8 protein-coding genes are annotated in these 13,177 nt (G+C 72.0%); 4 read left to right on the top strand and 4 right to left on the bottom strand.

The annotated features are described in order from the left end of the window. Window positions 1-30 precede the first annotated feature (30 nt). From ABDZ66_RS03380 to ABDZ66_RS03390, 3 genes are all read left to right on the top strand, one after another. Window positions 31-1,164 carry a type 1 periplasmic-binding domain-containing protein gene (locus tag ABDZ66_RS03380; protein ID WP_343756067.1) on the top strand — a complete coding sequence of 378 codons (1,134 nt, stop codon included), beginning with the start codon at window positions 31-33 and terminating at the stop codon, window positions 1,162-1,164. Beyond that, entirely contained in the window at window positions 1,161-1,655 is a 495-nt protein-coding gene (locus ABDZ66_RS03385; RefSeq protein ID WP_343756069.1) for a GNAT family N-acetyltransferase, read from the top strand. Before ABDZ66_RS03380 ends, ABDZ66_RS03385 begins: the two co-directional genes overlap by 4 nt. Window positions 1,656-1,771: 116 nt before the next feature. Next, window positions 1,772-2,932: an acyl-CoA dehydrogenase family protein gene (locus tag ABDZ66_RS03390; protein ID WP_343756071.1), complete on the top strand. Its 1,161-nt coding sequence runs from the start codon at window positions 1,772-1,774 to the stop codon at window positions 2,930-2,932. Between the two features lie 76 nt (window positions 2,933-3,008). On the opposite strand, the gene ABDZ66_RS03395 is transcribed toward ABDZ66_RS03390, so the two are convergent. From ABDZ66_RS03395 to ABDZ66_RS03405, 3 genes are all read right to left on the bottom strand, one after another. Beyond that, entirely contained in the window at window positions 3,009-5,285 is a 2,277-nt protein-coding gene (locus tag ABDZ66_RS03395) for a putative bifunctional diguanylate cyclase/phosphodiesterase (protein ID WP_343756073.1), read from the bottom strand. Window positions 5,286-5,747: 462 nt separating this feature from the next. Next, window positions 5,748-6,896: a GGDEF domain-containing protein gene (locus tag ABDZ66_RS03400; RefSeq protein ID WP_343756075.1), complete on the bottom strand. Its 1,149-nt coding sequence runs from the start codon at window positions 6,894-6,896 to the stop codon at window positions 5,748-5,750. A gap of 99 nt (window positions 6,897-6,995) precedes the next feature. Beyond that, window positions 6,996-9,236, bottom strand: coding sequence for a putative bifunctional diguanylate cyclase/phosphodiesterase (locus ABDZ66_RS03405; protein ID WP_343756078.1), 2,241 nt, complete (start codon window positions 9,234-9,236; stop codon window positions 6,996-6,998). 246 nt (window positions 9,237-9,482) lie between these two features. Here ABDZ66_RS03405 and ABDZ66_RS03410 point away from each other — a divergent pair, with 246 nt between their 5' ends. Continuing rightward, on the top strand, window positions 9,483-12,173 hold the full coding sequence (locus tag ABDZ66_RS03410) for a diguanylate cyclase domain-containing protein (RefSeq protein ID WP_343756081.1): 2,691 nt from the start codon (window positions 9,483-9,485) through the stop codon (window positions 12,171-12,173). Between the two features lie 200 nt (window positions 12,174-12,373). Here the strand turns inward: ABDZ66_RS03410 and ABDZ66_RS03415 are convergent, their stop codons facing one another. Next, complete coding sequence (locus ABDZ66_RS03415) at window positions 12,374-13,141, bottom strand: MetQ/NlpA family ABC transporter substrate-binding protein (RefSeq protein WP_343756083.1); 768 nt, start codon at window positions 13,139-13,141, stop codon at window positions 12,374-12,376. Between the last annotated feature and the right edge of the window lie 36 nt (window positions 13,142-13,177).

The following is a 13,177-nucleotide window of genomic DNA, read 5'->3' on the forward strand; positions in this document are numbered from 1 at the left end:
GTCCGTTCCTGACGCCGGAGGTTTCCGCGCATGACCGACCCCGCCCAGACCGCCGCGCCCGCCACCCGCCGGGGCCTGCTCAAGACCATCGCGGCCCTCGGCGTGGCCGGCCTGACCGGCGCGCCCCTGGCCCGGGCGAGCGCGCCCGCCCTGACCCGCGTCGCCCTGATCGCCCCGCGCCGCAGCCATTACCCCGGCCTGACGACCGCCTTCCAGGACGGCCTGCAGGCTGCCCTGCGCCGCCAGCCCGTCCAGCTCACCACCCACCTCACCGGGCCGCTGCCCCGCGAGGCGCGGGCCGCGGTCCAGACCGCCCTGGAGGGCGGCACCGACCTGCTGATCCTCCTCGGGGACGGGCTCCAGACAGCCGTCCGCGACGTTCTGCAGGGGCAGGCGGTGCCCGTCATCGCCGCCGAACCCGGCGCCCGCCTGCCCGGTCCCGGCGTTCACGCCGCGCCGCTGACCGTCACGGTCTCCCTGCAGGCCTGGGAGGCCGAGTGGGCGCACGGCGCCCACCTCGCCCGCACCGGCGAGCCACTGCACCTGCTGATCTCCGCGCTCGACAGCGGCTACGACCTGCCCTACGCCTTCACGGCCGGGTTCACCAGCGGCGGCGGGCCGCTGACCGGCACCACCGTGACCGACGGCAGCGACCCAGCCACGCTGCTGCGTACCGTCCGGCAGAGCGGCGCCCGCGCCGTGCACCTGCTGAGCAGCGGCGGTGGCGCCGACCTGGCGAGGACCCTGGTGAACGCCGGGCTGCGCGTGACCGCCGGCGGTCTCAGCGCCCCCGCCGTGCAGGCCCTCGTTCCCACCGCGCTGGGCGCACGGCACCACCACCCGTCCCTGCGCGCGCCCCTCGGCACCGACCGTCCCGACCCCTTCCTGACACTCGGCTTCGACACCGGGCAGTGGATCGCCGCGGCCCTGCAGGCCGCGCCGGCCGCGCCGCCCCTGACCCGACACGCCGCGCTGCTGCAGGCCACGGTCACGGCCGCCCGCGGCCCCCTGCGCGCCGATGCACAGGGACTGCTGCGCGCCCCCCTGCTGCTGCGCACCCCCGGCCGCCCCGACCTGACCCTCGCCCCGCCCGCCCCCGGCCGCCCGGAACTGCAACCCGGCGAGCTGCGCAGCGGCTGGCTCCACACCTACCTGCACGCGTGAAGCCCGGACTTCAACCCGCCCCTCCGGGGGTCCACTGGCGTGACGCCGGCCCGCACGACACCGAATTCCGGCGTGAACTCCATCACCTCACGCATCCCCTGGCGGCGGTTCTGCCTGCCGGCCCGGACCTCACGGCGCTGCTCGACCTGCAGTACGCCGCCCGCACGCACGGTTACCGGCAGTGTCATCCGCACGCGCGCGCCCTGATCCTTGAAACCGCGTCCCCGTCAGGCTGCGCCGCCGGGTTCCTGCTGGTAGACGACACCTCACCGGGGCTCGTGCTGGTCGATTTCGCCGTGCACCCGGCGTATCAGCGCCGGGGACTGGGCGCCGCGGCCCTGACCCGCCTGCAGGTGTGGGCGGGTGCCCGGTCCATCACGCTGAACGTCACGCCAGGCAGCCCGGCCGAGAACCTCTACCTGCGCGCCGGATTCACCTTGCAGGGCGCCTCGGCCACCCATCACACGCTCCGCTGGACCCCGCTCCTCTGAAGTGGGTGGGCAGGCGCGGCTGCGTTCCGGCGCTGGCGTCGTAGACTGGGCACCTCAACTTCTGCTGGTGAAACGGGCGGCGCGCAGCAGGGCGGCGCGGCCCGTCTGGAGTGCGTATGTTCGATGAATTCGCTGTGCATGACTTACTGACACCCGAGGAACGCCTGATCCGCGAGAGTGTGCGCGGCTTCTGCGACGCGGAGTTGCTGCCCGAAGTGGCCGCCTGGTGGGATGACGGCGCGCTGCCCGTGCGGGCCGTGATGCGGCGCTTCGGGCAGATGGGCCTCCTGGGGCCGACCGTGCCGGAGGAATTCGGCGGGGCGGGCGCGTCCTACAGCGCGTACGGCGCGATGATGTACGAACTGGAGCGCGTGGACAGCGGCCTGCGCAGCGCCGCGAGCGTACAGGGCAGCCTGGTCATGTTCCCCATTCATGCCTTCGGCAGTGACGAGCAGCGCCGCCGCTGGCTGCCGGGCCTCGCGTCCGGTGAACTGATCGGGTGTTTCGGCCTGACCGAACCGGACGGCGGCAGCGACCCCGGCGCCATGCGCACCCGCGCCCGGCTCGATGGGGACCACTACGTCCTGAACGGCAACAAGATGTGGATCACGAACAGCCCCGAGGCGGACGTGGCGGTCGTGTGGGCCAAGGACGACACCGGCACCGTGCGGGGCTTCATCGTGCCGACCGACACGCCGGGGTTCAGTGCGCCGCCCATTCACCGCAAGATGAGCCTGCGCGCCAGCGTGACCGGCGAGATCGTGCTGCAGGACTGCCGCGTTCCGGTCAGCAACCTGCTGCCGGGCAGCGCCGGCCTGAAGAGTCCACTGTCGTGCCTGACCTCCGCCCGGTTCGGGATCGCGTGGGGCGCGATGGGCGCGCTGGAGGCGGTGTTGCAGGCCACCCTGGACTACACCGGGAGCCGCACGACCTTCGGGCGTCCCATCGCGGCGCGGCAGCTCGTGCAGGACAAACTGGTGCGCATGGCGACCGATCACAGCCTGGGCACGCTGCTCGCCTGGCGGCTGGGCACCCTGAAGGACGCGGGCCGCATGAACTTCGCGCAGGTCAGTTACGCCAAGCGCAACAACGTGCGCGTGGCCCTGCAGGGCGCGCGACTGGCACGCGAGCTGCACGGCGGGAACGGCATCACCACGGAGTACCCGGTCATCCGGCACATGCTGAACCTGGAGACGGTGGACACCTACGAGGGCACGCACGACATTCACACGCTGATCGTGGGTCGCCACCTGACCGGGCAGGGCGCGCTGGAGTAACACGGATTCCGATTGAATGGCTTACAAAGCCGTTGAATCCGGCTGGAGAGCGGCCCCGCAGAGCAGGAGCGCGCGTTCAGCGGCGCAGGGACAGCAGGTCTTCCAGGTGATCCGGCCGGGAGATGTGGTAGCCCTGCGCGTAGTCGCAGCCGAGATCGCTGAGCCGGGCGAGCATGGCGGCGTCCTCGACGCCCTCGGCGACGGTCGAGAGGTGCAGGTCCCGCGCGAGGCGGATGGTGTTGCGCAGCAGCGCGCCCCGCGCGGTCGCCTGCGCGCCTTCCCGCAGGAAGGAACGGTCGAGTTTCACGGTGTCCAGCGGCAGTTCGGTCAGGAGCGACAGGCTGGAGTGGCCGCTGCCGAAGTCGTCCAGCGCCACACGCACCCCGGCGTCCCGCAGTTTGCGCAGGTGCCGGCACGCCAGGTCCACGTCCTGCATGACGCTGCTCTCCGTGACTTCCACGGTCAGCAGCTGCGGCGGCACCTGCAGGTCCGCGAGGGTCTGCAGGACCCGCTCGGCGTAGTCCGGCATCAGCAGTTGCACGGGGCTGACGTTGACGTTCACGTGCGCTTCCGGCCACAGCGCCCGCGCCGCCTGGGTTTCGCGCAGCGCCGTCTGCAGCGCCCAGTCCCCGAGCTGGTAGATCTGACCGCTGCGTTCCGCGACCGGAATGAAGGTGCTGGGTGGCACGGCGCCCAGCTGCGGGTGCTGCCAGCGCAGCAGCGCCTCAACCGCGATCCAGCGGCCGGTGTCCACGTCACTGATCGGCTGGTACATCAGTGACAGTTCCTGCCGTTGCGCGGCTCCCTGCAGCTGCGTTTCGAGGGTGTGTCCGTACTGGCTGCGGCGCAGCATGGTCTCGTTGAAGATGCCCAGGTGTTCGTGCTGGTCGATCGCGTGCTGCAGGGCAAGGTTCGCCTGGCGCAGCAGCGCCGAGAACGGCACGGGGTACGCGGACTGGGCGTAGCCGGCCACCAGCTTGAGGGTCACCTCGCCCTCGCGCAGCGCGAAGGGTTCCTCGAGCTGGGTGAGCATCTGTACCGGGTCGATCTGGCCGGGCGTGCGGGTGATCAGCGCCAGTCCGTTGGAACTGATGCGTCCGACCACATGTTCGCTGTCGCCGTTCCCGAGGCGGGTGGCGAGTTCGCGGATCAGGCGGTCCACGAAGGCGTTCCCGTACAGGCCGCTGAGTTCCTGCAGGCGCGGTACCTCGACCAGCAGGGCGCTGCGGACGCTGGCGTCGTCCTGCAGCAGTTCCGTCAGGCCGGCCCTGGAGTACGCGCCGGTCAGTTCGTCGCGGAGCGTCTGCTCGCGCAGCTGCGCTTCGCGGCCCTGCAGGTGGTCGAGCAGGTCGTTGATGGTCCGGGCGAGCACGCCGAGTTCGGTGCGGTTGGTGGGTTCCAGGCGGTGGTTGGGGTCCCGGGCGATCCGCTGGGTGTCGGCCACGTACTGCGTCAGGACCCGCAGCACCCGGCGGTTCAGGAACGCCGTGAATGCGAGGATCGCGGCCAGCGTGACGAGCAGGATCACCGCCCGTAACTGCCAGAGGGTCTCCTGTCCGGCCAGGTGGACGGCGCGGGGGATGGTGAGTTTCAGGGCCAGTTGCGCGGGACCGCTGGGCGCCTCGATGGGGGCCACGCCGATCACCTGGCGCGGCTGGTACGACAGGGCCGTGCGGCCGTCGGCCGGGAGGCTGGTGAGCTGCGCGGTGTACGTGCGGGGCGTGTGCATCAGTTCGCTCAGCGCCTGTTGCGACAGCAGGCGCGCGAACAGCATCACGCCGCCCCGGCCCGTGCCGTCGTCGCGGGTGATGGGCCGGCCGGCCATCAGGTACGCCTGGGCGTCGACGAGGACGATGCCCTGCGCGCCCTGCGCCGGCAGTGGGCGCGGCAGCTGGGCCAGCAGGGCCCGGACGGTGGCCGGCGCCGCGACCACCCGCGCGCCGTCGAGATGCAGCGCGGTGACCAGGCGCCCGTCGGGCGCGGTGATGCCGCCGTAATCCACCCGGCCACCCATGAAGGTGCTCGTGCCGAACGCGTCGGCCTCGAAGCCGGGGTTGCGGCCGGCCGCGAAGTCGAAGGTGGACGTCCACTGACTGAAGTTCAGGGTGAACAGACTCACCCGCTGCTCCTCGGTGTCGAGGTCCTCGCGGGCGATCTGCGTGTACTGCACGACCTGTTCCCGCTCGATCTGCCGGAAGCGCCGGTCCATCAGGCCCGGAATCACCACCAGCAGCACCAGCAGCGTGGGCACGGCCAGCATGCCGAGCAGGATCACCACCTGCAGGCGCAGCGACTGACCGGGGCCGTGAGGGCCGTTCCACCACCAGCGCCGCCGCAGTGCGGGTCGGTTCACGGACCCCGCCGGGTGTGGGTGCCGGCCCCCGGTGCAGGGGAGTGCGGGCGTGGCGTTCGGAGGTGTGGGCGCATCAGGGGGAGGTCTTCCTTGCTGGGCTGGTCAGGCGCCGGGAGTCGGGTGGACCGCGGGGAGTTGAACGCGTGCGGGGCGCTCGGGCAGGCGTGGCGTCACTCTGATGGGCGCCGGGGCGCGGTGACCGGGAAAGGACGCCCCCGGCGGGCGGAATCCGTCGGCACGGCGGGCGGGAATGGGCGGGCGGGAAGGGGAGGACCGGACCCGGCTTCGGCCGGTCAGGCGCCAGTGGAGGAGGGAACCGGATGGAACAAGGAGGCGGCGGGGCGACCACAGGGGGCCTTTCTCATCTTGTGGCACGGGCGCGGCTGAATCATGAGCCACCCATCCTTCACATTTAGATTCCGGGGGCCACCGGCAGAGCGGCGGAGCCGACCGCAGTGCGGATCAGGAATGGAGGGGATCGCAGGGCGCGGCGCCGGGCCCGCCGGTCCGCAGGGGCCGCGCCGGGTCGAAGGTCAGGATCCGCACGCCGTTGCGGCCCCCCTGTTTCACGCAGTACAGCGCCTCGTCCGCGTCCCAGAGCGTGCGGGTACGTGACCACAGGCCGAACGGCGCACCCCCCACCGAGACCGTCACCTGTTCGAGCGGCTCCCCGAACGGCGTGGCGGCGATCAGGTCGCACAGGCGCTGCGCGACTTCCTCGATCCGGCTGTGCTGGACGCGCCGCAGGATCACGGCGAATTCCTCCCCGCCGTACCGGTACGCGCGGTCGCGGCCGCGCAGGGCGTCCGAGAGCAGGCCCCCGATCCGCGCGAGGACCTGATCGCCCACCGGGTGACCGTGACGGTCGTTCACCTGCTTGAAGTGATCCACGTCGATCAGCAGCAGTGCGTCTCCCGGCGCGGTGAAGGGCAGGTCCAGCTCGAACTGACGGCGGTTCGGCAGGCCCGACAGGGCGTCCCGGTGCGCCTGCTCCCGGTAGGCGTCCGTGCTCTGCAGCAGGGCGACCCGGCCCGTGATCATGCTGGCCACCGCCCAGAACCCCAGCACGCTGAAGGCCAGGCAGGGCAGGTAGCTGCGCTGCAACACGTCCAGATCGCCGCCCAGCAGGACCAGTCCCAGGTCGGTGGGCAGGAAGATCAGGCCCGCCACCCACGCGTGCCGCTGCAGTGATCCGTGGGGGTCACTGATGTTCAGCGCCCAGCGGAACAGGTGCGCCATGCCGCTCACGAGCAGCAGGTTCACCAGCGACAGCGTGGTGGCCGCCGCGCCGTCCAGCGGTCCGCTGCCCAGCGGGGTCGCCAGCGGCAGCAGGGCCGCCGGCAGGCCCGCGAGCAGGCCGCTGCCCATGCCGTAGCGCAGCACGATCACCGCGACCGGCACCAGCGACAGGTTCACCCGCAGGCCGCTCTCGTCGACCGGTCCCAGCAGGACGAGTGCGAGCGTGGTCACGACCGTCAGCGCCAGCCGCATGCCCTTGAGCCGCCAGTGGCGGGGCGGGGGCCACGAGCGGTACGTGAGACTCATCACGAACGACAGCGTGACGAGCACGCTGAAATTCACGAACAGACTCTGGATCAGGGACAGGAACACGGGGGCAGTGAACTCCAGTCGGGTAGGACAGGGGTGGCGTCGCCACAACGGACAGGCATGGACCACTCACTGTTTCATACCGCGCCCCGCTCCGTTGCCTCAGGTGCCGCGCCCCCCAAACGGGCGGTCTTCCCCCAGCGGGTGGGCGCGCGCGAACGCCGCCGCTGCCGCCGCCGGAACCGGCCGGCTGAACAGGAACCCCTGGGCGAACCCGCACCCCAGCGCCTGCGCCGACCGCGCCTGCTCGGGCGTCTCGACCCCCTCGGCCACCACGTTCAGTTCCAGGTGCCGGGCCAGGGTCACCACGCTCGCCACGATGGCCGTCTGCCGGGCGTCGCCGGGCAGGAACGACACGAAACTCCGGTCGATCTTCAGGGTGCCCACCGGGAAGCGCTGCGCCGCTGACAGCGACGCGAACCCCGTGCCGAAATCGTCCAGCATCAGCGGCACGCCCCGCCGGTGCAGCGCCCGCATGGCGCGCAGGGCCTCGGGCGTGTCGGCCAGACTGTGCTCGGTGATCTCGAGGTGCAGGCCCGGCGGGAAGGTCATGGTGAGCAGGTCGCCCGGCGTTCCGGCCTCGACCCCCAGCTGCTGGGCGCTGAGATTGACCGACACGAACAGCCCCGACAGCTCCGGGGCAGCCTGCCATTCCTGCAGCTGCCGCTGCGCCTCGCGCAGCACCCACGCGCCCAGCGGCACGATCAGGCCGCTGCGTTCCGCCACGTCCAGAAACGCGCCCGGCGTGAGCAGGCCGCGCTGCGGATGCTGCCAGCGCAGCAGCGCCTCGAAGCCCACGCAGCGCCCGGACGCCAGATGCATGACCGGCTGGTAGTGCAGCGCGAACTGCTTCTCGCGCAGCGCCACCCGCAACTGCCGTTCGGTGTCCACCCGCGCCAGCGCCTGCTCGTGCATGTGCGGCTCGAACAGCACCGTGCGGTTCTTCCCGCTGCGTTTGGCAGCGTACATGGCGGTGTCCGCGTCCCGCAGCGGTTCCTCCAGGCGCCGGTACGCCCGGGACGCGGTGGCCAGCCCGATGGACGTGGTGATCCGGACTTCCTCGCGCTGCAGGCGGAAGGGCCGCAGCATGGCCCGCTGGAGCCGTTCGGCCACCCGCCGGGCATTCACCTCGTCACAGGGGGCGTCCAGCAGCACCGCGAACTCGTCGCCGCCCATCCGCGCCACCGTGTCCGTGCGGCGCACCGCGTCCTTCAGGCGCGCGGCCGTCTCCAGCAGCAGGCGGTCGCCGGTGAGGTGGCCGTAGGCGTCGTTCACGTTCTTGAAATCGTCCAGGTCGAGGAACAGCACGGCGTACGGGTGTGCCGGGTCCCGCTCGAAGCGCTGCATGGTCTTCTCCAGCAGGCTGCCCAGCAGCGCCCGGTTCGGCAGGCCCGTCAGACGGTCGTGCAGCACGTCGTGCCGCAGGCGGTCCTCCGCGTGCTTCTGGGCGGTCACGTCGTGCATGGCGACGACCGCGCCCAGCCGCTCGCCGTCCGGTCCCAGCATCGGTCCGCCCGAGGCGCGCACGATCCGCCGGGGCAGGCCGCGCGGGGCGATCACCATCTCCACGTCCCGCACCTGCTCGCCCTGCAGGGCCCGGAACAGCGGAATGCGTTCCTGGGACAGCGGGGTCACGCCGTCGACCTCGTACAGGTCGTAGTAGCGGCTCCACTCGGACGGGGGCACCGGGGCGCTGCCCAGCCCGTGCATCTCGCGGCTCACCCGGTTGAACACCGTCAGGTTCCCGGCGCTGTCGCAGGCGACGATGCCGTCCTGAACGTTCTCCAGCAGCGATTCGAGCGCCACGCGCGCCAGCTGCGCCTCACGGGCGGCGGCCACGTACCCGGTGACCTCGCGGCCCTCCACGATCACCCGCCACACCGGCGTCCCGGCGGTGTCCGGCGCGGGGGCGCGCACCGGCGTGAAACTCAGGTCCACGGCCACCAGCTGACCGTCGGGTCCGGTGGCCTGCAGGCCCAGCTGCGTGAACTCTCCGGCGCCGGCCCGCAGCGCCGCGCCGCGCACCTCCTGCGCCTCGCGGCCCCCCTCCGGCCACCACGGCGCCTCCCAGACCGGACGGCCCAGCAACTCGTCGGCGGGGCGCTGGACGGCCTGCAGGGTGCGTTCGTTCAGTTCCAGCAGCGTGCCGTCCGGCGAGAGAACCGCCTGGAACTGAGAGGTCCGCTGCCAGAGTTCGAGCCGTTCGTCGCGTTCCCGCTCGGCCGCGTGCAGCGCCGCGCGTGCCGACAGCAGCGGCAGGGACTCGTGACCGCTGCTGTCGGCCTGCAGCGGCCGCTGCAGCTCGTTCAGGAGTTCGGACTCCTTCTCTGGACGGGGGGGCATACCCGGAGTATACCCGCCACCCGGAACGCCTGAAGGAAACCTTCATGAATCCGGGCCGGCTGCGTGTCCGCCGACCAGACCCCTCCCGACCCACCGGGCCCAGAGCGTATCCTGAAACCCGGCCACCCCGTTTCATTCCCGCGTCCTGACGGCCCGCCCGCCTGCCGCACGCGTCCGGTCCCGGCCCCGACGGTCCCCCGGCCCGCGCCGCCCTTTCCCGCCGACCCGCAGGACGCCCCCACTGTGTTGATCACCCTGCTGAGCAACCTTGGCCTCACGGCGCTGTTCGCTTTCGCGCTCGGTCAGACCTACCGGGTCTGGCCGCCCACCCACGCCCCGACCGACCGGCTGCTGCGCGCGGCCCTCGCACTGGGCGCCGCCGTGGTGCTCGCCTGGCACGGGCACGCCAGCGGACAGGAGTACGGTCTGTCCCTGGTGGCGGTCGCGCTGGTCACGCTGCGCTACGGCCCGCTGTACGCCCTGCCCTGCCTGCTCGTCGCGCTGATCCCGGGCCTGCACCCCGCGCAGGTGCTGCTGCAGAGTGCCGGCGTGATCCTGATGTCCAGCGTGCTGCGCCCCGCGGTCCGCATCGACCTGTCACCCGGCCCGCGCCTGCTGTGGACCCTGCCGCTGATCTTCCTGACCGGCCACCTGAGCGGCGCCCTCGGCGGCCCCGCCCTCCCGCCGCTCGCCCTGCTGACCACCATGGGACTGCAGGTCAGCGCCATGGCGCTGATCATCTGGGCCCTGCACAGCCGGCTGCGGCTGCTGAGCGCCTCGTACACCTTCCGGGAACAGGCCTACACCGACGCCCTGACCGGCCTGTCCAACCGGCGTCAGTTCAGCGACGACCTGGGCCGCATCGAACACGGTGACCACCTGCTGATCCTCGACCTCGACCACTTCAAACGCGTGAACGATCAACACGGACACGCCGAGGGCGACGCCACCCTCAAGCGCGTGGCCGCCGCGCTGCGCGCCAGCCTGCGCCCCCAGGACACCGCCTACCGCATCGGCGGCGAGGAATTCGCCGCGCTGCTGCCCCGCACCTCCCCCGACGACGCCCGGCAGATCGCGGACCGCTGCCGCGAGATGGCCCGGCAACGCCCCCCCGCCCCACCCGTGACCCTCTCCGGCGGTCTGGCCCGCCACGGCCTGCGCGACGATCCCGCCGCCACCCACCGCCGGGCCGACGAGGCCCTGTACGCCGCCAAGGAAGCCGGACGCGACCGGGTCCTGACCGCGCCGCCCGCGCTGCCCTCCACCCTCCCCGCGCCGCGCGGCCCGTGGCAGGCGCTGCGCAGCGTCCTGGAACAGGCACCCGACCGTGACTTCGGACCGGCCGAATGGAACGCGCTGCTGCGCGCCGCCTGCGACGGCGTGCCCGACGTGCAGGGCGGCAGCCTGTACGTCGTCGAGGCCGGTGATTTCATCATGCGCGCCCAGATCGGATTCGACGACGCCCTGCTCGGCGACCGCTGCCCCCCCGGCGCCCAGCGCGCCTGGTACGCCCTGAACGACGCCGCCTGGATCAGCGGGCAGCCGCGCGTGCTGCGCGGCTACGCCATCGAAACGGCCGCGCAGCACGCCGCCGAACTCGCCCTGAACAGCGGCGCGCAGGTCCGCGGCGATCAGTGGCGCCTCACGGACATCTGCGAGACGCTCGGCGTGCCCATCACCGACGACGGGCACGTCATCGCGTTCCTGAACCTCGACCGTTTCACCCCGGGCGCGGCCTTCGACGCCTCCGCCCAGGAACTCGCCGTGACCTTCGCGGCGCAGGCGTCGCTGCTGCTCGCCGGCCGCGCCCGCCGGGCCCGCGAGGCCCGCCGCACCCATGAACTCGAGGCGCTCGTGCAGATCACGGGAGCGCTGCGCGACGCGCGTGACATGCCGGCCGTGCTCAGCGCCATGAACTCCATGTCGCACGTGCTCCTCGACGCGCTGCAGTCCGTGTACATGCAGTACGACCCCGACAGCGACGCCCTGGTGTCCAGCGGCCTGTACGGGTTCGACGAGACCGTCAGTCACCTGCGGCTGCCGCGCGGCCAGGGGCTGTCATGGACGGCGGTCAACGCGCGCGAGGTCATCCGCGTCAACGACCTCAACCGGGACCCGCGGTCCGTGGGCACGCACTCGGTGCGCGGCGCCGCCGGTCTGCTCGCCCCGCTGTTCAGCCGGGAGCGGCTGCTGGGCGTGCTGGTCGTCATCCGCCACGAACCCTTCGGTGAGGACGACGCGCAACTGGCGCGCGCCATCACCGCGCAGAGCGTCACCGCCATCGAACGCGCCGAACGCATCCAGGCGGTCGAGAGTGGCCGTGACGGCATCCTGCTCGCGCTGGGCCGCGCCCTGGAAGTCCGGGATTTCGAGACGCGCGGCCACACCGAGCGGGTCCTGCGTCTCGCCCAGGCGGTCGGGCAGGACCTCGGCCTGACCGGCGAGGACCTCGCCGCCCTGCGGGACGGCGCGTACCTGCACGACCTGGGCAAGGTGCAGATCCCGGACGCCGTGCTGCTCAAACCCGGTCCGCTGGACCACCAGGAATGGGAACTGATGCGCACCCACGCGGGCGCCGGCGAGGACCTCGCCCGGCACATCCCGGGCCTGAGTCCCCGCGCGCTGGAGGTCATCCGCCACCACCACGAACGCTGGGACGGCTCCGGGTACCCCGACGGACTGCAGGCCGAGGAGATCCCGCTGCTCGCCCGGATCTTCAGCGTCTGCGACGTGTTCGACGCGCTGATCAGCCCGCGGCCCTACAAGGCCGCCTGGAGCGTCCCGGACGCCCTGACCGAACTGCGCCGCCTGGCCGGGCAGGGCCTCGACCCGCACGTGGTCGAGGTGTTCCTCACCCACATGGACGCCCACCCGGCCCTTCCGGACGCGCCCGCACCCGACCGGCCCCGCCCGGCGGCCCGCCCCGGCGAGCGCTGAGGGCCGCCCGCGGACGGAGCCCCCCCTCCGGCCCGCCGGATCATACGGACTGCCGTTTGTTTCGCCGACAATCCGGAACTTCACCGGATTGCCGGCTCCACGTCCGGAGGGGCGTTTTTCTCCTGCTCTGCGGGGCAGCTCTCCGAGTCGCATCCGCTCGGATTGAATGGTCTTTGCAGCCCATTCAATCGGAGTCCGTATCAGAAGGCGGGCACGACCGCGCCGCCGAAGGTGTTCAGGATGAAGCGGCGCGTGGCCGGACTCTGCAGGGCCCTGACGAGCGCCTGGTAGTCGGGGTTTTTCAGGGTGGCGGGTTTCACGACGAGCAGGTTCGCGTAGGGGCTGTTCGCGCCTTCCAGGGTCAGGGCGTCCTTCAGGGGGTTCAGTCCGGCGTCCAGCGCGTAGTTGGTGTTGATGACGGCGGCGTCCACGTCCGCGAGCGCGCGCGGCAGCTGCGCGGCCTCCAGTTCGCGGAACTTCAGGCGGCGGACGTTGCTGCGGATGTCGAGCGGCGTGGCGTTCGTGCCGGTCCCGGCCTTCAGGCGGATCAACCCGGCCCGTTCGAGGAGTTTCAGCGCGCGGCCGCTGTTGCTGGGGTCGCTGGGAATGGCGACCGTCGCGCCGGTCTTCAGCTCCGTGAGTTTCTTGACCCGCCGGGAGTACAGGCCGATGGGTTCCACGTGGATCTTCGCGCCGGTCACGAGGCCCAGCGGCCGGTCCTTCTGGAACGCCGCGAGGTACGGCGCGTGCTGGAAGAAGTTCACGTCGATGCTGCCGTCGGCCAGCGCGAGGTTCGGCTGCACGTAGTCCGTGAACTCACGCACCTCCAGCGTGACGCCCTGGCGGGCCAGGAGGGGCTTGACGAAGTTCAGGATCTCGGCGTGTGGGACGGGGCTGGCACCCACCCGCAGGGTGCCGGCGGAGGCGGCGCTGCCGAGGATCAGGGCGGACAGAATCAGGTGACGCATGGGAACTCCTTGTGGGTGAAGCGAAAACGAGGGGAG

The organism is Deinococcus depolymerans (genome assembly GCF_039522025.1).
In the GTDB taxonomy this organism is placed as follows: domain Bacteria; phylum Deinococcota; class Deinococci; order Deinococcales; family Deinococcaceae; genus Deinococcus; species Deinococcus depolymerans.

Coding starts and splice junctions, on each gene's coding strand:
- ABDZ66_RS03415 (WP_343756083.1), bottom strand. CDS start 13,141: ATGCGTCACCTGATTCTGTCCGCCCTGATCCTCGGCAGCGCCGCCTCC.
- ABDZ66_RS03380 (WP_343756067.1), top strand. CDS start 31: ATGACCGACCCCGCCCAGACCGCCGCGCCCGCCACCCGCCGGGGCCTG.
- ABDZ66_RS03405 (WP_343756078.1), bottom strand. CDS start 9,236: ATGCCCCCCCGTCCAGAGAAGGAGTCCGAACTCCTGAACGAGCTGCAG.
- ABDZ66_RS03390 (WP_343756071.1), top strand. CDS start 1,772: ATGTTCGATGAATTCGCTGTGCATGACTTACTGACACCCGAGGAACGC.